The organism is Gordonibacter sp. 28C, assembly GCF_003339845.1.
Taxonomy (GTDB): Bacteria; Actinomycetota; Coriobacteriia; order Coriobacteriales; family Eggerthellaceae; genus Gordonibacter.
Genome location: NZ_PPTR01000007.1, coordinates 17165 through 38696 on the forward strand (window position 1 = coordinate 17165; position 21532 = coordinate 38696).

Genomic DNA, 21532 nt, shown 5'->3' on the forward strand with positions numbered 1-21532 from the left:
TTACGCCTGGGGGGCGGCCGGCTCGGGCGCGGCCTTCTGCGGCACGCCCGTGATGCGCCCGTCGGCGCCCTCGGCGAGCGCGAGGTCGCGATGCGCGATGCTCACGCGGTAGCCCTTCGTCTTCAGGTAGTCTCCCGTCGACTCGGCGAGCGCCACGGAACGGTGCTGGCCGCCCGTGCAGCCCACGGCGATGGCGAGCTGCTGCTTGCCCTCGGCCACGTAACCCGGCATGACGCAGTCCAGAAGCGCGCGCCAGCGCTGCTCGAACTCCTCGGTCTCGGGGCGGTAGAGCACGAAATCGCGCACCGGCTTGTCCAGGCCCGTGAGGGCGCGCAGCTGCGGCTCGTAGTAGGGGTTCGGCAGGAAGCGCACGTCCATGACCAGGTCGGCGTCGAGCGGGGCGCCGTGCTTGAAGCCGAAGGAGTACACGGTCACGGCCAGCCCCTGCTGCTCGGTTCCGGGCGCGAAAAGCGCGCGGATGGCAGCACGCAACTGAGCCGGCAGCATGTCGGTGGTGTCGATGACGTGGTGGGCCGCCTCGCGCACCTCGAACAGCAGGTCGCGTTCCCGCTCGATGCCCTGCACGATGGAGGCGCCGTCCGCGCACAGCGGGTGGCGCCGGCGGCTGGACTTGTAGCGCGCGACGAGCTTGTCGTCGGCCGCGTCCAGGAACAGGATGCGGTAGTCGATGCCCTGCTTCTTCAGCTTGCCGAGCTCCGCCGTGAGGCTGGCGAAGAAGTCGCGGTTGCGCGCGTCGCACACCACGGCCAGGCGGCGGTGCTCGTCGGGCTGCCCCGGCATGCCCGTGAGCTCCAGCAGGTTCCCGATGAGGCTCGAGGGGAGGTTGTCCACGCAGAAGTAGCCCAGGTCCTCGAACGAGTGCATGGCCTCGGTGCGTCCGGCCCCGCTCATGCCGCTCACGATGACCAGTTCGGGCATGCTCGCCAAGTCGGCGGTTTCGTCAGTCATGCTGTCGTCCTTCCCTCGTCGTTTCCGCGCCTTGCACGACCGCCTCCACCGCCGCGTCCACGACGGGCGACGAGGCTGCCGCCGCGCCCGTGCCGGGCGGCGGGCAAGCCGCCTGCGCGGCGGAGGCGGCTTGCGCCTCGGCCTCGCCGCCCACGACGCGCTCGTCTTTTCGCTCCCTATTATACTGCTGCAGCACGCGGTAGAGCTCCTCGGCCACCTCTTCGGGCACGACGCGCGCCTCCTTGATCTCGTCGAGCGCGGCCGCTTTCAGGTTCCTGAACGACTTGAAGTGCTTGAGCAGCGCCTTCTTGCGCACGGGGCCCATGCCGACCACGTCGTCGAGGATGGAGGCGGTCATGCCCTTGCCGCGCAGCTCGCGGTGGAACGTGATGGCGAAGCGGTGCGCCTCGTCGCGAACCTGCTTCACCAGGTAGAGCGACGCGGAGCCCGAGGGGAGCACCACGGGACCCGTGTCCTGCCAGGGCACGAACAGCTCCTCGTCGCGCTTGGCCAGGCCGCACATCGCGATGTCGTCGATGCCCATCCGCTCGAACATCTCGAGCGCCGCCGACAGCTGCGGCTTGCCGCCGTCGAGGATGACGAGGTCGGGCTTGCTGCCGAAGCGCTCGTCGGCCATGCGCTCGGGCGCGTAGCGGCGGCCCATGACCTCCTGCATGGACAGGAAGTCGTTCGCCTCGTCGAGCGGCGTCTTGATCTTGAAGCGGCGGTACTGGTTCTTGTCGGGCTTGCCGTTCGTGAACACCACCATCGAGGCCACCGTGTAGGAGCCGTGGATGGTGGAGATGTCGAAGCACTCGATGCGCATGGGCGGCTCGTCCAGAGCCAGCGCGCTCTCCAGCTGCAGAAGCGCGTTGTTGATGCGCTTGTCGTCGTAGTTCGTGCGCACCTTGTAGCGCATGAGCGTGTGCTTCGCGTTCGTCTCGGCCATGCCCACGAGCTCGGCCTTCTCGCCCTTCTGCGGCGCGGTGATGCGCACCTTGGCGCCGTAGGGGCTGGCCAGCTTGCTCGTGAGCCACGCCTCCATGGCCTCGCGGTCCTCGGGCTCGTCGCGCAGGATGACCTCGTGCGGAATGGACGTGGTGGCGTCGTAGTAGCGCAGCAGGAACATGTGCAAGAGGTCGTCGTCGGGGACGTCCTTTCCGCGGTCGAGCACGAACTCGTTGGAGTTCATGATGCGGCCCTCGCGCACCATGAACACGTGCACGCCCGCCACCGTCTCCTCGCGGAACAGGCCCACGACGTCGGCGTCGAGGTTGCGCGCGGACACGGCGTGCTGCTTGTCGGTGAGGCTGTTGATGGTGTCGACGCGCGCCTTGATGCGCGCGGCGCGCTCGAAGTCCAGCTCGGCGGCGGCCTCCTGCATCTCGGCCGTCAGCTCCTCCACGAACTCGCGGTGCTGCCCCGAGAGGAACCGCTCGATCCGCTTGACGTTGACCTGGTACTCCTCGGGCGCGATGCCGCCGCAGCACGCGCCGGGGCCCAGGCCCACGTGCGCGTCGAAGCACGGGCGCGCGTCGTGCGACATGAGCGCGAGCGGATCCTTCTCCAAGCGGCGCTTGAGCTGGCGCCAGTCGGCGCACGACGTGGCGCACAGAGGCACCACGCGGCGCGCGATGTCCACCATGTCGCGGGCGGCGCGGCTGTCGGTGTAAGGGCCGAAGTACCTCGTGTCGGCGCGGTGCTTCTCGCGCGTGTACTTGATGGCGGGGAACACGTCGCCTTTCGTGAGCGCGATGAACGGATAGGACTTGTCGTCCTTGAAGTCGGCGTTGAAGAACGGCGCGTGCTGGTTGATGAGGTTCTTCTCCAGCACGAGCGACTCGTGCTCGTTCTCCACCACCAGGTAGTCGAAGCTGTCGATCTGGTCGACCAGCAGGGGTATCTTCGCGCGCTCGTCCTGGAAGTTCACGTACTGGCGCATGCGAGCGCGCAGCTGCTTGGCCTTGCCCACGTAGATGACCTGGCCCGACTTGTCCTTCCAGAGGTACACGCCCGGCAGCGCGGGCACGGCATTCAGCTCCTGCTTGATGCGCGCGAGCTTGGCGGCGAGCGTCTCGTCGGCGGTACCGTCGCCCAGGCGCTCGAAGCCGCCGGCGTCGGCAGCTTCGAGGTCGTCGCCGTCGAACGGGAACTCGTCTTCGGGAATGATGTCGGTGGGATCGTCCATGCGGTCAGTATAGCAAACCGCACAGGCGTTCCCCTGAGCGCGCCCCCGCTCCACGCGGTTTGCAAAAGCGGGCGGTGCGGGAGGGGCGGGAGCGCTTCGTCCGGGCAACGCCTCCATGAGCTGCGGCACCGAATCGACGTAACCCTTGCGTAACCTTCGGCATACGTCGATCGCAACGCAATTGGTGAAGTCGAGCGAAGAGTGCCTCCCCTCGCCGTTCTGCAGAACGAGGATCTCCGGCTCGCCGCAGTAACGTCGCTTCGTTCGCGCCGGGATTGCGCGGCGCAAGGGAAGCGAGGGCAGGCTTATCGGGCCTCGTCCAGCTTGGCCTTGAACGAGATCGTGCGGGGCGTGTCCAGATCGTCGAACGCCACCTCGTAGGCCCGCTTCTCGGTGTCGACGGCCTCCACCCGCCCCGCGCCGAACACCGCATGGGACACGCGGTCGCCTACGGCGAAGCGCGCGTCGCGAACGAGGTCGGCCATCCAGCGATCGGCAAGCGCGTAGGCGGCGCGGGCATCGTCGAGCTGCTGTTCGGCGGGCCTGTTCGAGAACTCGAGCGCCGCCGGGTCGATGTCGAGCAGGAAGCGCGACGGGTAGCGCGGCGCGCCCTCGTGCGAACGCCCTTCCGCCTCGGTGAGGTACAGCCCGTCGCGCGCCCGCGTCATGGCCACGAACGCCAACCGGCGCTCCTCCTCCATGCCCTGCGGGGTGCTCGTCTTGCGCGACGGGAGAATGCCCTCGTTCATCGAACAGAGGAACACGTGCGCGAATTCCAGGCCCTTGGCCGCATGGACGGTCATGAGCCGAACTTTGTCCTGCGCGTCGTCCATCGCGTCGGCGTTTGAGAGAAGGGCCGTATGCGCCAGGTAGTGTTCGAGCGTCACTTCCTCCCCGCACGTCGTCTCGAACTCGTAGACGGACTGCTTCAGCTCGGCCAGGTTGTCGAGCCGCTCCTGGCTGCCCTCGGTGCGCAGCGCGCGCTCGTAGCCGCTTTCCGACAGCACGGCCGCCAGGACCTCGGACACCGGACGGCCCTCGTACGACGAGCGGAAGCGGTCGACCAGCTGCAGCAGTTGGCGCGCCTTCGTGCGCTTGAACAGCTCGTCGTCCACGAAGCGCTCGAGCGCCTCGTACAGGCTGCATCCCAGCTCGTCGGCCTTCTCGCGCAGAAACGCCATGCGCCGGGCGCCCAGGTTGCGCTTGGGCGCGTTCGCCACGCGCGCGAAGTCGAGATCGTCCTGGTATGCGACGAGGCGCAGGTACGACAGCGCGTCCTTGATCTCGCGGCGGCCGAAGAACGGCACGCCGCTGTACACCGCGTGCGGCACCTCCGCGCGCAGAAGCGCCTCCTCCACCGGCCGCGACGCGTAGTGGGCGCGGTAGAGCACCGCCATGTCGCGGTACGCCACGCCCTCGCCGTGCAGCGCGAGGGCGCCCTGGGCGATCCACGCGGCCTCGTCGTCCGAGCTCTTGGCGTGGTGCCACACCGTGGGGCCGTGGACCGCGCGCATGGCGACGAGCCGTTTGGGCACGCGCTCGCGGTTCTTCTCGATGAGCGAGTTGGCCACGGCCACCACGCGCGGCGCCGACCGGTAGTTCTCCAGCATCATGACGGTGCGCGTGCCGGGGAACCGCTTGTCGAAGTCCAGCAGGTAGCGCACGTTGGCGCCGCGCCAGGTGTAGATGGTCTGGTCGGGGTCGCCCACCACGAACAGGTTCTTGTGGTAGCCGGCCAGCACCTCCATGAGCTCGTGCTGCAAGCCGTCGATGTCCTGGAACTCGTCCACCATGACGTATTCGAGCCGCTTCTGCCACTTCAACCGGATGTCGGGGTTCTGCTCGAAGAGGTGCAGCACGAACACGATGAGGTCGTTGTAGTCCAGCCCGAAGCACTTCTTCTCCTGGTAAAGGTACCCGCAGAAGATGACGTCGCGGGCGTCCGTCGCATCGAGATACTTCTGCCGCAGGCCCTCGAGCGGCATGGCCAGCATGTCGCGGTAGTAGTCCGGGCGCTCCTTCAGCTTCATGATCTCGATCATGTCGCGCGCCTTGGAGAACGTCATGTCCCGCAGCGTGAGCCCGCGCTCCTCGTAGATCGTCTGCAGCATGGCGTCCACGTCGGCGTTGTCCAGCACGAGGAAGCTCTTCGGGTACTGGACGGCGTGGGAATCCTCCTGCAGCACCGACACGCAGAAGCCGTGGAACGTGTTGATGTAGCCGGTGTCGGCATCTCCCGTGAGACGCCGGATGCGCCGCCTCATCTCGTTCGCCGCCTTGTTCGTGAACGTGGCGCACAGGATGTTGCCGGGCATGATGCCCAGGTCGTTCACCAGGTAGGCGAAGCGGTGCGCCAGCGCCCGCGTCTTGCCCGTGCCCGCGCCGGCTATCACGCGCACGTACCCTTCGGTGGCCGTGACGGCCTCGCGCTGCGCGGCGTTCAGGCGCGGGGCGCCGTCCCCGTCGTCGCCGGGCCGGGCGCTCGTTGCGATATCGATCATCTGTTCCATAAATACAGTATATCAAAAACGTACGGATGTTTCTCATGTAGTGCAGATTGTTTTCGCAACGGAGTTGCTTCGAGAGCCGTCGCCGCGCGCGCTCTTGGCAACGAGCACCAGCTTCGCGGCCCCGGCGGCGGCGAGCAGCGCCGCGCAAACCAGGAGCACGGCGGACACGTCGGGGGCGAACGTGAGCAGGTCGCGCCAGGGAACGCCCCAGACGAGCGGCAGCCCGAGCAAGGCCAGGGGAGCGGCGACGTGCAGCAGGACGGCACGCGCGGCCCGGAAGGCCCTTCCCCGTCCGCCGGATCCGCGGGACACCGGCCCGTCCCCCCTGCCCGCATTCCACCGCCGAAGCGCGAGGAGCGGCAGGGCGCAGGCCGACAGGGCGCACACGTACAGCGCGTCGTCGCGCCGGTGCGCCTGCCGCACCCAAGCGGCGTCCACCGGCTCCGGATCGGCGCCCACCGCCGCGGCCACCACGCCGCCCGCCATATCGAAGAACAGGCCGTCTCCCCCGGCATGGTCGCTCGCATCCCCCAGCACCACCACACCCAGGTCGCGCTCGGGCAGCAGGCACATGCTGGCCACGTAGTTCTCCACCTGGCCGTCGTGAGACAGCACCAGCTCGCCGTCGTCCCAGCAAAACGACGTCCACCCCATGCCGTAGAATGTGTCGCCGTCGGGGTCGGGCACGCGGTCGAGGAACATGCTCGCCACGCCCTCGGGCGACAGCACGCGCGCCCCGTTCGCGCCCTCGCCGCCGTTCAGGTACATCTGCAGGTAGCGCGCCATGTCCCCCGCGCTGGCCGCCACGTACCCCGACGGGGCCGCTCCCCACGCCTCGTCGCCCGAACGGTGCACGAACCCGTCCGCAACGGGAACGCCGAACCAGGTGCGGTGCCCCGGCGCCATGCCGAGCGAGGCCGCCCGCGCCGGGTCCGCGCTCGAGGCCGTCATGCCGAGGGGGCCGAGCACCCGGCTGTCCAGGTAGTCGGCGTAGCTCAGCCCCGACACGGCTTCGACGATGCGCCCGAGCAGGTCGTAGTTCGCGTTCGCGTAGGAGAACTCCCCGAACGCCTCCCCCACGCGCGCGTCGGCGAGCGAATCGTAGTACCCGAACCCGCTCGTCTGGTTGAGCAGGTCGCGCACCGTGACGGCGGCGGGCACGTCGTACGCGGGCGCGTAGGCCGATGCCGGGGCATCGAGGTCCACCGCGCCCTCTTCGACGAGCTGCATGACCGCGAGGGCCGTGAAGGACTTGCTCAGCGATCCGACGACGAACGGCGCGTCGGCGCCGGGGCAGTCTCCCAGCGTGCGCAGGTAGAGCACCTCCCGCCCGTCGACCACGGCGACGGCGCCGCCGGGCACGCCCGTGGCCGCAAAGCTCTGGTCCAGGTACGCGTCGATACGCGCGGCGAGCGCGGCGCCTTCGGGCTCTTGCCCTTCCGGAGGCGCCTCGGCCCCCAAATCGCCCAGGTCGCTCCCGACAAAGCCGTCGCCCCCGTCGTCGGGCTCGGCAGCGGCGGCGTCCGGCTCCGGCGCGGGGACCGGCCCGCATCCCGGAAGCAAGAGGCACGCAAGAGCCAGCGCCAGCGCCGCGCACCATGCGGCGGCGAGGGCCGTCGGCCCGCCGCGCTGCCGTTCCGCTATCCGTTTCCGCATGAGACGCCTCGCCCTAGAAGTTGCCGTAGACGAACTGCACGGGCCCGCTCAGGCCCGAGAACAGGACGAACCACGCGAGCAGCGCCGCAAGGAGCGCCGTCGCGGCGAATGCGAGCGCGGCCGCCAGCAAAGGGCGCGCCTCGACCGCGCGGCGCACTCCGTCAGCCGCTGCATGCAGCCGCTCCATCACGCACCCCCTTCCGCCGCGCCGGCCAAGGACGCGCCCGCGTCGCCCGCCGCGTCGAGCCCTTCGGCCGGCCCGAACGCGCCGCCGCCCAGAAACGCGTCGTCGCGGCCGTGAACGTAATCGTAGAAGGCCCGCTCGGTGCGCACCCAGCCGCGCCAGCCGGGGTGCACGGTGTCGCACAGGAAGTACTTCTCGTACTCGCAGCTCGAGAAGTCGGCGTAGGCCGCGCCCGCGTCGTCACAGATCGAGCGGACCCGCTCGTAGAACACGCTCCGCGTGCCGGCGTCGACGCCCTCGCGGTCGTACCAGGCGCCGTGCATCGGCAGGATGACCACGAGCGGCTCGATGCCCGTCTCGCGGCACACGTCCAAGAAGCACGCGAGGTCGCCGTACTCCTCGTCGGCGTGCTCGAAGTCCTGCCCGCGCTCCGCGTCGTATCGGGAGTTCTTCTGCCAGTACGCGTCGTAGACCCCGTAGGGGTTCGTGGTGCAGGCGGCGTCCCCCGACGCGTCGGCCTGCGCCAGCAGCGCCTTCCAGTCGGGCTCGCCCGTGGGCTTGCCGGACGACCGGACGGCGCTTTTGAGCGGCGACTGCGCGATCACCTGCGGCAGCCGACTGCGGATGCGCAAATCCTCCGCGAAGGAGAACGCCGCGTCGTTGGCCGCGTCCACCACCGAGTCGCGGTTGGCGGCGGCGACGTGCGCGGCGTCCGCGCCGAGCGCCTCCACGCGGGAGCGCACGTAGGCTTTCGTCTCGTCGGACACGCGGGGGTTCGCGACGAACTGCCGGTACAGGCTGTACGAGAACTTCGAGGAGAACTTGTCCTGCGCGCCGTTGCCCTTGAAGAACCATTGCGGAGACACCACGATCATGGCCTTCCCGTTCTTCGCCGCGCCTCCGTAGGCCCCAGCCGCGACGGCCTGCCACAGGCTCTGGTCGTAGGCCTCCCCGATGTAGGTGAGGTCCACGCCGCACGCGTTCTCGCCGAACACCGCCTGCGGGCATTGCGCCACCTTGTCCTTCGAGATGTAGAACTCGGACGACCCGAACGCCAGGTAGCCGTCGTCGCTCATGGCGGACAGCGTGAACGCGGTGCTCTCGGACTTCGCGTCCGAGTAGACGTAGTCGTAGAGCCGCGCCGGATCGTGGTCGGTCGGGCTCGGCAAGAGGAACGCGTCGAACCCCGCGAACGCGAGCGCGGCCGCCAACAGGCCCGCCAGCACGCCGCGGAGCAGCAGGCGGCCTTTCCCGCCGTCGCGTCCCCCGCGCGCGGGGGACGCGGCCGATACGGATGTCGAAGGGCTCGAAGCCATGGGCCTTCCCTCCGCCTACAGGCGTATCTCCACCTGGTGGACGATGAGGTTCACCGTGTTCATCTCGTCGCGCTCCACCTCGGTGGGGGCGATGGACACGCCGAACTCCTCCTCGATGGTCACCAGAAGCTCGATGGCCCCCATCGAGTCCAAGAGGCCCAGCGCGAACAGGTCCTCGTCTCGGCGGGCGCGCACTTCGTCGTCCTCGCAGATGTCCTCCAGGATGTCGAGCATCCGCTCCTCGAGCTCCTCGTGCGTGATCTCAGCCATGGAACGCTCCTTTCACGAGCATCGTTACCTGCCCCGAGAACAGGGCGAACCCGAACATCACCAGCTGCAGCGTGACGAACCAGGACGCCGCCCTGAACAGAGGGCTCTTCTTGTGGGCCTTGTAGAACCCCGACTTCTTCTGGAACGCCTCGGTTCCCGCCAGCAGCAGGCCGTGGTACAGGCCGTACAGCAGGTAGTCCGCCGTCAGGCCGTGCCAGGCGCCCATGAGCGCCATGTCGAACACGAAGCCCCAGCACGCCGTGGTCAGGCGGCTCTTGAACCAGCGGTGCCGAAGCGCCAGGCGCGAGAACCGCATGAACACGAAGTCGCGCAGCCAGAACGACAGCGTGATGTTCCACCGGTTCCAGAAGTCCTTGACGTCGACCGACGCGAACGGCGCGCGGAAGTTGCGGGGCGTGCGGATGCCGAAGCAGTAGCTGGCGCCCATGGCCATGAGGCTGTAGCCTGCGAAGTCGAAGAACAGGTACAGCCCGTACACGTACGCCGTCCGGACCTGCGCGCCCAGTTCCGCGACGAACGGTCCCGAGCCCCACGCGGCGGGCGCGTAGAACCGGTGCAGCCACACAGCCACCACGAACGCGTAGACGGCGCCCGCGAGCAGCAACAGGATGCCGCGCGCGAGCAGCCCTGCGTACTCGTCGCGCGGGCGCACCGCGTTCGCGTCCTCCAGAAAGCGGCGCGAGCGGTCGATAGGCCCGGAGGTGAGCACCGGGAAGAACAGCAGGAAGTACAGGTAGTCGAGAACGCCTGTCTTACCGACGACGCCGTCGCGCACTTCGAACAGCACCTGCAGCGCCTTGAACGTGACGTAGGACACGCCCGCGAACCCGAGCAGGTTCTGGTCGAACACCGCCCCGACCTTGGCGGAAAGGAGCGGGACGAGCACGACTCCGACGGACGCGTAGAAGCGCGCGTTCGACGAGGGCTTCGCCAGAAGCCACTTCGCGGCCAGCACCGCCGCGGCCGTGAAGCCCGCCGCCACGGCGAGGCCCGGCAGGTCCTTGCAGAACAGGCACGCCAGGAACGCGGCGGACGCGGCCAGGCCGTAGCGTTTGAGCGGCCTTTCGCGCAGGCCGAGGAAGGCCGCGCCCGCGACGGCGGCTGCCAGCAGCATGAAGAAGCTCGGATCGACGTAGAACGACATGGCGGCCCGGCCCCTACGCCTCGGCGAGGGCCTTGCGGTCCACCTTGCCGTTGCACGTGAGCGGCAGCTCATCCAGCAGCTTCACCGTGCGCGGGACCATATAGGAGGGCACGCGTTCGGCAAGCCCGCGCTTGATGGCCTGGCGCACCTCGAACTCGTCGCGCGCGCGGCGCTCGAGCACGACGCACGCCTTCAGATGCGACACCCGGCCGCGGCGCACGACGGGCACGACGGCCGCCTGTTTAACCGAAGGCAGCGCGCCGATGTTCTCCTCGATGTCCTCGAGCTCGATGCGGAACCCGTTCACCTTCACGAGCGTGTCGAAGCGCCCTTCGCAGTGCAGCACCCCCGCAGCGTCCACGTGCCCCGCGTCGCCCGTGCGGTAGGCGCGCACCGCCCGCCCGTCGGACAGGCGCGTCTCGAAGAACGCCGCGGCGGTCTTCTCGGGATTGCGGAAATAGCCCTTCGCCACCGTGTCGCCGACTATGACGATCTCGCCCGTTCGGCCCGCCGCGCACGGCTCGCCCGTCTCCCGGTCCACGATGCGGATCTCGGTGCCCGGGCGCGGCCGACCCACCGGAAGCGGGGCGGGATCGGCCAGTTCCGCCGCGCCGATCTCGCCGTACGTGACGGCCACCGTCGATTCCGTGGGCCCGTAGGTGTTCGCGATGCGGGCGCGCGGGAACCGCTGCGCGAGCGCCGCGGCCGTGCCGTGGTGCAGCGCCTCTCCGCAGAACAGGAACAGGCGCACATCGGGCAGGAGATCCTGGTCGAACGCCTTGTCCGCCAGGCAGAGATCGGCGAAGGACGGCGTAGAAACCCACACCTCCACCTGGGAGGCGCGCAGGTCGGCGAACAGGGCGCGCGCGTCCTCCGCCACCTCGCGGGGGACGGCGTACAGGCAACCGCCCGTCGCCAACGCCCCCGCCACCTCGTATTCGGACAGGTCGAACGAGTACGGCGGCTGGTCGAGGAACACGCAGCCGCCATCGGCGACGACGGGGAACGAGCGCACCCATTCCGCGAAGCGCGCGACGTTGTCGGCGCTCACCTCGATGCCCTTGGGCCGTCCCGTGGAACCCGACGTGAAGATGACGTACTGCGTTTCCTCGCCCGCCACCCAGCGGGATCGGTCGGGCGGGCACGCGGGCTCCGGCCGATCCGCCCCGACCAGGGCGCGCAGATCGATCGCGCGGCCGTCGGGCGCGAGCGCGCGCAGAGCCTCGGGCACCCCTTCGGCCGCCAGCAGCAAAGGCTCCCCCAGCTGACCGATTATGTCCGCCAGCCGCGAAGCCGGCATCTCCACGTCCACCGGCACGAAGGCGTGACCGCTCTTCAGGCAGCCGAGGAAGCCCGCCGCCATGAGCGCCGACTTGTGACCGAGCACCACCACCGGTTCGCGGCCGCCCGTGCGCTCGGCCAAGGTCGCGGCGATGGCGTCCGACAGCTTCCACAGCTCCCCGTACGTCATCGTCGCCCCGTCGCCCGATCGATACGCCGGCGCATCGGGACGATCCAAGGCCCATCGTTCGACCACCGCCAGCAATTCGTTCTCGCCCGCCATGCTTCTCCGCCTGTCTCTTCGAACCTTCGCCCAACCCTTCCCTGCTGCCTGGGCGGGTTCAAAAATAGTCGTAGAATATGTGCGTGCCGTAGCGATCACCAACTACGCACATTTTGATAACCAAGTTGGCGCACAAGCCGCACAAAGCCTCTAGAATTCGCCGCAACGCCGCCCGTGCGCCGTATAATCGAGAGCACCCCCACCGTTTCCGCAACCGCATGAAAGGACGATCCGCCATGCCGCCCACCATCTACATCGACGCGGACGCCTGCCCGGTCACCTCCGAGGCGCTCGTCGTCGCGCGCAAGAGCAAGGTGCCTGTGGTCGTCGCGGGCAACTCCACGCAGAACCTGGCGCGCCACATCCGGCGCGGCGACCCGCGCGAGCCCACAGGCGGGTTCTGGGTGGACACGCTCGCCGTGGGCGTGGGCGCCGACGCGGCCGACTTCGCCATCGTGCAGGAGCTCGAGCCCGGAGACATCGTGGTCACGCAGGACATCGGCCTGGCCGCCATGGCCCTCGGCCGCGGCGCGCGCGCCATCGGCGTGCGCGGGCGCGTGTTCACCCTGGCCACCATCGATCTGGACATGCACATCCGCCACGAGGAGAAGAAGGTGCGCCGCCAAGGCGGCCGTACGCACGGCCCCGCCGCCTTCGAAGAGGACGACCGCGAGCGCTTCGTCGCGAATCTCCAACGCCTGGTGAACGAGGCGCTGCGGGAAGAGGGAAAGCCTAGTCCGAGAGACGCCATTTTCTGAAAAGCGGCCCGACGGGATCGGCGCGCGCGACACGATCTTTGTCGAGCCACACGGGCGTCGTAACCTCTATCGTGCCGTCCTCGAGGACCTGTTCGGCGGGCACCTCGCCACGAGCCAGCGCGCACGCTCCGCAGACGAGTGCGAGAACGGTTGCGAAGAGGGCGGTAAGGACGAACAAACGCCAGTCTTGCGGCTTTCCGCCCAACGCAGCCGTGGCGCACAGCGGAGCCGCGATAAGAGCGAGATGGCGGAAATCCACATCGGCACGTCGTACACCACGTTCATAAGCTGCAACCCGTTCACAACTGCCAGCCCATGGCAAACGGCAAAAAATGCAAAGGCCGCGACGTTAGCGCACAAGCAAAAAACTCCCGCCGCCGCTGCCGCGCGGGCGGAGCGAGATACGCATTCCATCCAAAGATCACCTGCTCTCCCAGTAAGCCGATGAAGTGTCGTCGTTGCCCACGATCACGCCGGCGAGAAGCACGTTGTCCGTCGGAAGCTCGGAAAAGCCGACGACGACCCCGTCCATCCCCCATTGCAGGCCCTTCATGCCGAAGAGGCGGCGGACGTCCGCCCTTTCCCTCACCTGGTACGTCGCGCCGTTCTGCAACACGCCCTGCCCGTCGTCGACGCGGAACGAGAACCCTCCGTCTCCGATCTGCGAGGTCACGGTCCCCGTGACGCGGTACGCGCTTCCCGTCTCCTCGAACGCGGCCTCCGTCTCGGCCAGCGCTTCGGCCGCCTGCTCCTCCTCGGAGCGCGGCGCCTCGACGCTCGGCGCGGCTTCGGGCGGCGCCGGGGCCCTTTCTCCAAACTGTTCGACGGTCCACTCGCCGTTCGCATCGCGGCGCTCTCGACGTCGCGGCTCGGGCAGGGTATCCAGCTCGAAAGGATCGTAACCGCCGCTGCCGTACCACTCGCTTCCGATCAACGCGCCCTTGAACAAAGGTCCCTGGTACTCGTAATAGCTCACGTTCACATCGAGGAAGGCGTCGACCTCCGCGACGGCCCGCTCCCCTTCGAACTCGACTTCGTGCTCGATATCCGAGAAACCGAGCAGGAGGAAAAGGTAGAGCTCCAACAAGAGCGTTGCAACCCACACGATCAGGATGGCGCCCCCTTTGGCGAACTCCCCCAGCACGCTGGCAAGGCGATCCGTCGTCCTCGCCCACCACGTGAACCACGTGGCAACGAACAGCGAACCGCCTACCAGGGGAAAGATGGCGAGCGCCGAAAACGCCCCGACCCGCAGCTGCCACCCGCGCTGCGCGGCATAAGCGGACAATGCGAGCATCATGCAAACGGAAAGCGCGACGAGCAGCAAAACGAGCCAGCGAACAGCGCACGCCGTCGCGCTGACAGTTTTGCGCAGGCGCCGCGGGGATTTGCACGGCGGGCTGGCGTCTATGGGGCGCTCGTCTTTTCCCCGCTCAGTCATATCACTCCAACAGGTCGGAATCGGCCAGGGACGAAAGCTCGCTTTGCTTCGCAGACGAACCTCTCGAACCGCCACCATACCCTTCGGCGCACCGGTTATCAACATGCTCCGCGCAAGCGCCAAGAGAAACGGACACGTCGCCGAAGATGCAATCCCAAGGATGCAAGCAGACGAAGGGGCGCGCAGAGAGAGCCCTGGTGCACGAAAGAGTCTTCGAAAGACACGAAATTCACCGCTCTGAAGCTCTTCGGCCGCTCCAAGCGTGAATTTCGGGTCCTCTTTCGGGACGCCCCCTTTCCCGAGCAGGCCTTTTCTCAAAGAGCAAAGGCCGCAGACGGGATAATCGTTGCCCTGACGCTTCACAGCGGTGAATTTCGTGCTTCAAGGGCATCGTTTGCCGCATCTAGGCAACGAGGACGTCGCCAACGCCGCAACGTAGATCGAACGTAGCTTTCAGCGCTTCGCGCTCGCGCGCTCCGGCTCGACTGGTTCCCCGGCGCTACGACTCATCGTTCTCCTTCGCCAACTCCTCGAAGGCCGCCTTCATGGTGGGGTTGTTGCGGGTCAGGCGCTTGATGGTGAGGTCCTGGGCCTTGTTGTTCGCCAGGCGCAGGTTGTTCTCGGAGGACAGCAGGGCGTCCTTCGTCTTCTGCAGGTGGGTGATGGTCTTGTCGATCTCGTCGATGGCCGTTTGGAAGCGCCTGCTGGCCAGGTCGTAATTGCGCGCGAACCCGGTTTTAAACGACTCCATCTGCTCTTCGAAGCGCGTGATGTCGATGTTCTGGTTGCGCACGGCCGCGAGCTCGGCCTTGTACGTCATCGAGTTCAGCGCCGCGTTGCGCAAAATGGATATGATGGGAAGGAAGAACTGCGGTCGGACGACGTACATCTTCTCGTAGCGGTACGACACGTCCACGATGCCCTGGTTGTACAGCTCGCTCTCCGGTTCGAGCAGCGTGACCAGCACGGCGTATTCGCAACCCTTCTTCACGCGGTCGGCGTCGAGCTTCTTGAAGAAGTCCTCGTTGCGGTGCCGGTGCGTCGACTCGTCGGACTCGTTCTTCATCTCGAACATGATGGACACGATCTCGTTGCCCTCGCCGTCGCACTCGCGGAACACGAAGTCCCCCTTGGAGCCCTCCGAGGCGTCGTTGTCCTTCTCGAAATAGGCGTGCGGGAACGCCGTCGACCGTATCTTGTTGAACTCGGTCTCGCAGTGCTGCTCGAGCGACTCGCCCACCATCTTGGTGGACAGGCGCGCCTTCATGTCCTTGTAGCGCTCGATCTCGCCGTCCTTGTAGGCGATGATGTCGTCCTTCGCCTTGAGCTCGATGGCCAGCTGCTCCTTGAGGGCGCTCTCGCACTGGCTCTTCTCGGCCTCCTTAAGCGCCACCTGCGCGGCCAGCGCGTCGCGCTCGCGCTCCACGGCCGAGCGCGCCTGCTCCACGGCCAGCTGCTTCTCCGTCTCGAAGGCGCTTCCCTGCGCGGCGATGCGCTGCTCGAGCTCGGCAATGCGCGCGTCCTTGGCCGCGGCGGCGTCGGCCAGGGCGCGCTCGAGCTCGGCCTGCGCCACGCGCGCCTGGCTCTCGCGCTCGCGCCGCTCCGCTTCCAGACGAGCCTCCAGTTCGGCGACCCGGGCGGCTTTCTCGGCTGCGGCGTCCTGCGCCTCGGCCAAAGCCTGGGCGACGGCGAGCTCCACGGCCTGCCGCTTCTCGGTTTCGAGCAGATCCGCATGGCGGCGGATCTCCTTGTCGAACTCGCTGTCGCGCACCTGCTTCACGATGGCGGCGAAACCGGCCTCGTCGATTTGGAACGCCGTTCCGCAATGGGGACACTTGATATCGTTCATGCTCGCTCCTTCTTTCCTTGCATTCGATTCTACCCTATCGGCATGCGCATGCAGGCCCGTGTTCGGGACAGTCGCGCGGGGACGAGCGTCGACGCCGTCGGGTCGCAGGGTTTCCCACCGAACGCCCGTCCGCCTTCGTCCGCATGTTTCCCATCGACCACCTGCGCCTTCCGCAGGTTCGTTTTGTTTCAAAACGTTTAAATAATCATTGCCGCATTGTTTCGCACCCTATAATGGGCCCATGTGCAAATTTCCCGAAGGAGGTCCCACGAAGATGAGTTACGTCGATCGCGTCATCGAACAGGTGAAGGCCAAGGATGCCGACCAGCCCGAGTTCATCCAGGCCGTCACCGAGGTGCTCAAGTCCCTCGAGCCCGTCATCGAGTCCAACCCGGCCTACGAGAAGGCGGGGCTGCTCGAGCGCATCGTCGAGCCCGAGCGCGTGGTCATGTTCCGCGTGCCCTGGGTTGACGACGAGGGCAACGTCCAGGTCAACCGCGGCTACCGCGTACAGTTCAACAGCTGCCTGGGGCCCTACAAAGGCGGCCTGCGCCTGCACCCGTCGGTGAACCTGGGCATCATCAAGTTCCTGGGCTTCGAGCAGATCTTCAAGAACAGCCTGACCACCCTGCCCATGGGCGGCGGCAAGGGCGGCTGCGACTTCGACCCCAAGGGCAAGTCCGACATGGAGGTCATGCGCTTCTGCCAGAGCTTCATGACCGAGCTGCAGCGCCACATCGGCGCCGACACCGACGTGCCGGCCGGCGACATCGGCACGGGCGCGCGCGAGGTGGGCTTCATGTTCGGCCAGTACAAGCGCATCAAGAACGTGTGGGAAGGGGTGCTCACGGGCAAGGGGCTTTCCTACGGCGGGTCGCTCGCGCGCACCGAGGCCACGGGCTACGGCCTCATCTACTTCGTGCAGGAGTACCTGACCTGCCACAACGACTCCTTCGAGGGCAAGACCGTGTCCGTGTCCGGCTCGGGTAACGTGGCCATCTACGCCACGGAGAAGGCCCAGCAGCTGGGCGCGAAGGTGGTCACGCTGTCCGACTCCACCGGCTGGATCCACGACCCCGCGGGCATCGACGTGGCCCTGGTGAAGCAGATCAAGGAAGTGGAGCGCGCCCGCATCTCCGAGTACGCGAAGCGCAGGGACGGCGTGGAGTACCACGAGGGCCGCGGCGTGTGGAGCGTGCCCGTGGACATCGCCCTGCCGTGCGCCACGCAAAACGAGCTGCTGATCGACGACGCGAAGGCGCTCGTCGAGGGCGGCTGCAAGATCGTGGCCGAGGGCGCGAACATGCCCACCACGATGGACGCCACCGACTACCTCATGGACAACGGCGTGGTGTTCTGCCCCGGCAAGGCGGCGAACGCCGGCGGCGTGGCCACCTCCGGCCTGGAGATGTCGCAGAACTCCGAGCGCCTTTCCTGGTCGTTCGAGGAAGTGGACGAGAAGCTGCAGGGCATCATGAAGAACATCTACCATGCGGCCGACGACGCGGCCAAGGAGTTCGGCCACGAGGGCAACTACGTCATGGGCGCGAACATCGCGGGCTTCAAGAAGCTCGCCGACGCCATGATGGCGCAGGGCATCGTGTAGGCCCGAAAGCCTTCGAAGCGCATCGCGAAGAAGCGAGCGGCTCCGTCTTGTGACGGAGCCGCTTTTTCATGCACGCCGGCTTCTCGCTTGCACGGGCGGGTGGGAGAACGCGCGGCCGCCCGCGATCGAGCGCTAGCTCCGGCGACGGCGGCCGAAGCCCTCGGGCCTGTCGCGCTCGAGCAGCGACACCATGCGCTCGACGAGCGCGGCCGGATCGTCGCCGTCCTCCGGATAGCGCACGGCGGCCGAGCGAACCCGGCAGAACACCTTCTTGCCGTCGATGCGCGCCTTCCACAGCAACGCGAGCTCCAGCCCGCGCATGAGGTCGCCAAGCGCGCGCTTCTCCACGCGCTCGCGCAGGGCGATGACGAAGCACCCGGCCCCGCTCACGCGCGCGGCGAAGTAATCGCCCTCGACCACATGAGCTATCTCGTCGCCCACCTCCTGCAGGTAGCTGCGGCGAGCATCCCAGCCCAACGAAAGCGCGGTGCGCTCGAAGTCGTCGACCATGAGGCAGACCAACGTCAAGGGTTGGGGGCCTTTGCGCCGCGAGGCCTCCTTGCCCAACTGCTCCACGAACCCCCCGTAGGTGAGCAATCCCGTCTCGGGATCGAGGCGGCGCTCCTCGTCGAGCTGCCGGCGCATACGGCGCAACCGCAGAACCGCCACGACGATCCCTATCGTCAGCAAAGAGAGCACCGTGAAGGCGGCCGCGAGGGCAACCGTCCAGTTGGAAGGCACCCATCCGTCCGTCGGCATGATGGACAGGGTCCAGAGCGTCGGCATGTTGAAGGACATCTTCGCCGCGTTGGAGAAGTCGCACCCGCCCTCGGACGCGGCGATGACGTCTTTGCTGCCGTCCTGCGGGCTGACCGCCCACAGCTCGTAACGGTAACCCGCCTCCTCCAAGGACGCGAAGTCCAGCTGCTCGATGACGTAGTCGGCCTTCAAGGCCATAACGGCCTCGCCGTAGTATGCGCCGTCGACGTCGATAGGCTGCACGAACAGGAAAACCCTCTCGCCGTTGGAGAGCTCGGTCGGCCCCTCCACGACGAAGTCGTCGGTCACCTTCGCCAGCGTGTAGAGGTAGGAGAACTCGCTGATGTTCCGGCCGACCATGTCGCCGAACGCGTCCTCGGGGTACGCGGCCCGCATCGTCTCGCCCTGCACGTAGGCGACATAGGCCACTTCGTCGCGCGCGAGCAGCTCGCCGGACGCCTCGGCGAGCCACGCCTCGTCGTCCGGGTCGGCTTCCAGCTTCACGGCAAGGCCGCCCGCCTCGCTCAGGTCGCCCCGCAGCTTCAGCGTCATGGTCTGCTGGTAGAACGAGAGCACGTTGGCCGCCTCGGCGCGGCGGAAGTTGTGGATCTCGCCGTGGACGAACATCCCCAAAGAAGCGGCCGCCACGCACACAGCCAGGGAAAACGCCGCGAAGGCAAGGACGGTGCGCGCGCTCGGCCGTCTCACTTCTCCCCACCGTCCTGGTACACGCGGTACCCGTGCTTCCCGCTCTGCTTGACGTCGTACAGCGCCTGGTCGGCCTGCTCCATGAGCTCGTCGGCCCCCACGCGATGGTCCCACACCGAAACGCCCACGCTGCAGCCCACCGAGAACACGGAATCGCCCGACTGGACGTCGACCTGCAGGCCCGCCGTCAGGTCCCCGAGCACGTCGCGCAGCTCTTCCTCGTCGTCGAAGTCGGTCATGAGCAGCACGAACTCGTCGCCGCCGTAGCGGCCAACCAGGCCCTCGTAGCGCCGCTCGTACTCGCGCAGCAGGTATCCGACGCTCTTGAGCGCGATGTCGCCGGTCGCATGGCCGTACGTGTCGTTGATGATTTTGAAGTCGTCGAGGTCCACGAAGCACAGGGCGTACATCTCTTCGTCGTCGGCGTTCTCCAGCACGGTCTCCAGCCTGCTGGAGAACACGGAGCGCGTGACGGTGCCCGTCAGGCCGTCGGACAGGCCCGACGAGGTCAGCTCCAGGATGTCCTCGATGTCGGCGCCGGAGGGGCGCTCGTCGCTGTACACCTTCTTCTGCAGCTCCTCGACCGATTTCTCAAGCGAGCGCGCGGAGTTCATCTGGTACAGGAAGTTTCGGTACATGAGCAGGAAGCCGCCCGCCAGGATGAAGAGCCCGACGACGATCATCGGCAGCAGGTTCCACATGATCTTCGCGTAGGAGTCCCAGAAACCGACGACGCACACCGCGTCCCACTTGGTGTTGGCGATGGGCGCCGCGGCGTAGTAGCGCACGTCGAGCCCGTCGACGGTCCAGAAGCTCACGGGATTCAGCGACAGCAGCTCCGCCTCCACCTTGTCGGCCGACATGTCGAACGCGATGTTCTGGCGGATGGGGTCGAGGAAGAAGTCGTCGTACACGTAACCGCTCGTCGCCGACATGACCTGGCCCTCGCTGCCGATGAGCACCGAATCGACGTACGGGCTCGCCAAGCCGTCGTTCAGCATGCCGACGATCTCGTCGAAGTACACCGCCGCGAACAGCGTGCCCGTCATGGCGCCCTGCTCGTCGCGCAGCGGAACGACCACGGTGTAGTTGAGCGTGGAGCCGTCGGCGCCGGCAGCGAAGCTGTCGGTGACCGTGCGCTCGCCGGTGGAGTAGACCTGCTGCATGTAGTCGCGGCTGGCCAGGCTGGCGGGCCCCGTGGCGTCCCACACGTTGATGTCCCTGTCGACGTAGCAGATAAGGTAATACCCGAAATGCTCGTTGACCTGGTCGAGCATGTTGACCTTGTCCATGATGGGAACGGAGGGGTCGTACAGCGTGGGCTGCTCGGCCAGCGACTCCAGCATGTTGAACGTCTCGGCGATGCGCGACTCGATGCGAGGCTGGGCGGCGGCGAGGGACAGGTCGCCCTCGTGCCGCATGTCGCGCACGGCCATGGCGACCGCCGTCGCGCTGACGACCAGCAGGAACAGCACGGCGAGAACGACGCCGCAGGCGGCCATGCGCCTGAACGAGAACCGAGACTTTTTTCGCGATGCGCCCCTACCGCTCCCCATGACACCCTTTCTTGCTTTCAAGGCAATGATAGCATTATTGTAGCATAGCACCCCCCCCCCGGTCAGGCCCTTTGCCCGAAATTGGCCGGACGACAAAAGAATCGCAGGCGAAAACGCGGTTTCGGAGAACCAGGGAGGAGCGCTTCGTGTTGCGCAACCGCTTAGGCCGCTTGCAGCACTTTCGCGGACACGACGTTGCTGGGGGAAATGAGGATGGCGCCCACCGAGCCCACGGCCGGGGCGTCCACGTAGAACGTGCCGTCGATGGTCTCGCCCATGACGAACAGGTCCTCGTCCTGCGTCGACACGACGATGTCGATGCCCGCAACCCCCTCGGCGTACTCCTTGTCGGGCGTGACGAGCACGATGAAATCGACTTTGTAGCGCTTGAAGTAGGCTATCTGCTTCTCCAGCACGATGCTGGACGTGGGCGCGTCGATGCTGAACACGCCGAAACGGTGCCCGCCCTTCTTGAGGATGACGCCCTCGCTGTACGCGTCGAGGTCGGTGGTGTCGAGCGAGAACACCGTGGCCCCCTTGTCCTCGTACCCTTCCTTGGCCTCGTCCACGCTGAGCGCCTTCTTCTTAGGGGTCAGAGAGCCGTCGGTCGATCCGACGGCGGCGGTCGCGTCCGTCGGGATCGCAGGGTCGCCGACGTCGTCGGAGGGCGGCGTTGCGGAGGCGCCCTCCGCGGCTTTCGCGTCGCTCGGCAGGTCGGCCCCGGGAACGGACGCCCCGGCCGCGCCCTCGTCCGCGTCTTTCTCGGAGCGCGCGCCCTCGGCCGCCTCCGGCGGCGCCGGGGCCTTCTCGTCTTGGGACGCGACGGCGGTGCCGGGGTACACGATGGCCGTGTAGCCGTCCATGCTGCCGAACGTGTCGTCGAGGTTCGAGGCCGCGACGTTCCAGGAGTGGCCGGCCAGCAAGTACCACCCCAAGCCGCACAAGCTCAGGACGATCAGGCCCAGGAACACGACGAGCGCTATTTTCTCGCGAGATTTCACCGACATAGTGCCCACCATTATAGCGTCTTGCG

Annotated in this window: 16 protein-coding genes; 2 read left to right on the top strand and 14 right to left on the bottom strand. The window is 67.3% G+C overall.

Annotated elements, in window-relative coordinates; translation table 11 throughout:
* The 9 genes from rapZ to dltA form a co-directional block, all read right to left on the bottom strand.
* Complete coding sequence (rapZ, locus tag C1878_RS09835; protein ID WP_114601454.1) at window positions 1–969, bottom strand: RNase adapter RapZ; 969 nt, start codon at window positions 967–969, stop codon at window positions 1–3.
* A complete protein-coding gene (uvrC, locus tag C1878_RS09840; protein WP_241963695.1) occupies window positions 962–3157 on the bottom strand; it encodes an excinuclease ABC subunit UvrC in 2196 nt (731 codons plus the stop codon). The genes rapZ and uvrC overlap by 8 nt, the downstream gene beginning before the upstream one ends.
* Before the next feature lie 305 nt (window positions 3158–3462).
* Window positions 3463–5658 carry an ATP-dependent helicase gene (locus tag C1878_RS09845; protein ID WP_114601455.1) on the bottom strand — a complete coding sequence of 732 codons (2196 nt, stop codon included), beginning with the start codon at window positions 5656–5658 and terminating at the stop codon, window positions 3463–3465.
* Window positions 5659–5700: 42 nt separating this feature from the next.
* Window positions 5701–7323, bottom strand: a complete 1623-nt coding sequence (locus C1878_RS09850) for a serine hydrolase (protein ID WP_114601456.1) — start codon at window positions 7321–7323, stop codon at window positions 5701–5703.
* A 13-nt stretch (window positions 7324–7336) separates the two neighbouring features.
* Window positions 7337–7510, bottom strand: coding sequence for a hypothetical protein (locus C1878_RS16610; RefSeq protein ID WP_158539784.1), 174 nt, complete (start codon window positions 7508–7510; stop codon window positions 7337–7339).
* The gene (gene dltD / locus C1878_RS09855) at window positions 7510–8823 is read right to left on the bottom strand and encodes a D-alanyl-lipoteichoic acid biosynthesis protein DltD (protein ID WP_114601457.1); all 1314 of its coding nucleotides are present in this window, start codon (window positions 8821–8823) and stop codon (window positions 7510–7512) included. The genes C1878_RS16610 and dltD overlap by 1 nt, the downstream gene beginning before the upstream one ends.
* Before the next feature lie 15 nt (window positions 8824–8838).
* Window positions 8839–9093, bottom strand: coding sequence for a D-alanine--poly(phosphoribitol) ligase subunit DltC (dltC, locus tag C1878_RS09860; protein ID WP_114601458.1), 255 nt, complete (start codon window positions 9091–9093; stop codon window positions 8839–8841).
* Window positions 9086–10258 carry a D-alanyl-lipoteichoic acid biosynthesis protein DltB gene (gene dltB, locus C1878_RS09865; RefSeq protein ID WP_114601459.1) on the bottom strand — a complete coding sequence of 391 codons (1173 nt, stop codon included), beginning with the start codon at window positions 10256–10258 and terminating at the stop codon, window positions 9086–9088. The genes dltC and dltB overlap by 8 nt, the downstream gene beginning before the upstream one ends.
* Before the next feature lie 13 nt (window positions 10259–10271).
* Window positions 10272–11822 (bottom strand): D-alanine--poly(phosphoribitol) ligase subunit DltA, encoded by a 1551-nt coding sequence (gene dltA / locus C1878_RS09870; protein ID WP_114601460.1) that lies wholly within the window; start codon window positions 11820–11822, stop codon window positions 10272–10274.
* Window positions 11823–12058: 236 nt separating this feature from the next.
* Here dltA and C1878_RS09875 point away from each other — a divergent pair, with 236 nt between their 5' ends.
* Window positions 12059–12580: a DUF188 domain-containing protein gene (locus tag C1878_RS09875; protein WP_114601461.1), complete on the top strand. Its 522-nt coding sequence runs from the start codon at window positions 12059–12061 to the stop codon at window positions 12578–12580.
* A gap of 421 nt (window positions 12581–13001) precedes the next feature.
* Here the strand turns inward: C1878_RS09875 and C1878_RS16615 are convergent, their stop codons facing one another.
* Window positions 13002–14021 (bottom strand): hypothetical protein, encoded by a 1020-nt coding sequence (locus C1878_RS16615; RefSeq protein ID WP_158539785.1) that lies wholly within the window; start codon window positions 14019–14021, stop codon window positions 13002–13004.
* 499 nt (window positions 14022–14520) lie between these two features.
* A complete protein-coding gene (locus tag C1878_RS09885) occupies window positions 14521–15870 on the bottom strand; it encodes a DUF2130 domain-containing protein (protein WP_114601462.1) in 1350 nt (449 codons plus the stop codon).
* 274 nt (window positions 15871–16144) lie between these two features.
* Here C1878_RS09885 and gdhA point away from each other — a divergent pair, with 274 nt between their 5' ends.
* Window positions 16145–17476 carry an NADP-specific glutamate dehydrogenase gene (gene gdhA, locus C1878_RS09890; RefSeq protein WP_114601463.1) on the top strand — a complete coding sequence of 444 codons (1332 nt, stop codon included), beginning with the start codon at window positions 16145–16147 and terminating at the stop codon, window positions 17474–17476.
* Between the two features lie 132 nt (window positions 17477–17608).
* Here the strand turns inward: gdhA and C1878_RS09895 are convergent, their stop codons facing one another.
* The 3 genes from C1878_RS09895 to C1878_RS09905 all read right to left on the bottom strand — a co-directional run bounded on the left by C1878_RS09895 (window position 17609) and on the right by C1878_RS09905 (window position 21506).
* Window positions 17609–18943, bottom strand: coding sequence for a GGDEF domain-containing protein (locus C1878_RS09895; protein WP_114601464.1), 1335 nt, complete (start codon window positions 18941–18943; stop codon window positions 17609–17611).
* Complete coding sequence (locus C1878_RS09900) at window positions 18940–20499, bottom strand: diguanylate cyclase domain-containing protein (RefSeq protein ID WP_114601465.1); 1560 nt, start codon at window positions 20497–20499, stop codon at window positions 18940–18942. Before C1878_RS09900 ends, C1878_RS09895 begins: the two co-directional genes overlap by 4 nt.
* A 161-nt stretch (window positions 20500–20660) precedes the next feature.
* Window positions 20661–21506, bottom strand: coding sequence for an alcohol dehydrogenase (locus tag C1878_RS09905; protein ID WP_114601585.1), 846 nt, complete (start codon window positions 21504–21506; stop codon window positions 20661–20663).
* Window positions 21507–21532 lie beyond the last annotated feature (26 nt).

Bases quoted from the DNA above. Each gene is read 5' to 3' on its own strand.
- rapZ (WP_114601454.1), bottom strand. From the start codon at position 969: ATGACTGACGAAACCGCCGACTTGGCGAGCATGCCCGAACTGGTCATC.
- uvrC (WP_241963695.1), bottom strand. From the start codon at position 3,157: ATGGACGATCCCACCGACATCATTCCCGAAGACGAGTTCCCGTTCGAC.
- C1878_RS09845 (WP_114601455.1), bottom strand. From the start codon at position 5,658: ATGATCGATATCGCAACGAGCGCCCGGCCCGGCGACGACGGGGACGGC.
- C1878_RS09850 (WP_114601456.1), bottom strand. From the start codon at position 7,323: ATGCGGAAACGGATAGCGGAACGGCAGCGCGGCGGGCCGACGGCCCTC.
- C1878_RS16610 (WP_158539784.1), bottom strand. From the start codon at position 7,510: ATGGAGCGGCTGCATGCAGCGGCTGACGGAGTGCGCCGCGCGGTCGAG.
- dltD (WP_114601457.1), bottom strand. From the start codon at position 8,823: ATGGCTTCGAGCCCTTCGACATCCGTATCGGCCGCGTCCCCCGCGCGC.
- dltC (WP_114601458.1), bottom strand. From the start codon at position 9,093: ATGGCTGAGATCACGCACGAGGAGCTCGAGGAGCGGATGCTCGACATC.
- dltB (WP_114601459.1), bottom strand. From the start codon at position 10,258: ATGTCGTTCTACGTCGATCCGAGCTTCTTCATGCTGCTGGCAGCCGCC.
- dltA (WP_114601460.1), bottom strand. From the start codon at position 11,822: ATGGCGGGCGAGAACGAATTGCTGGCGGTGGTCGAACGATGGGCCTTG.
- C1878_RS09875 (WP_114601461.1), top strand. From the start codon at position 12,059: ATGCCGCCCACCATCTACATCGACGCGGACGCCTGCCCGGTCACCTCC.
- C1878_RS16615 (WP_158539785.1), bottom strand. From the start codon at position 14,021: ATGACTGAGCGGGGAAAAGACGAGCGCCCCATAGACGCCAGCCCGCCG.
- C1878_RS09885 (WP_114601462.1), bottom strand. From the start codon at position 15,870: ATGAACGATATCAAGTGTCCCCATTGCGGAACGGCGTTCCAAATCGAC.
- gdhA (WP_114601463.1), top strand. From the start codon at position 16,145: ATGAGTTACGTCGATCGCGTCATCGAACAGGTGAAGGCCAAGGATGCC.
- C1878_RS09900 (WP_114601465.1), bottom strand. From the start codon at position 20,499: ATGGGGAGCGGTAGGGGCGCATCGCGAAAAAAGTCTCGGTTCTCGTTC.
- C1878_RS09905 (WP_114601585.1), bottom strand. From the start codon at position 21,506: ATGTCGGTGAAATCTCGCGAGAAAATAGCGCTCGTCGTGTTCCTGGGC.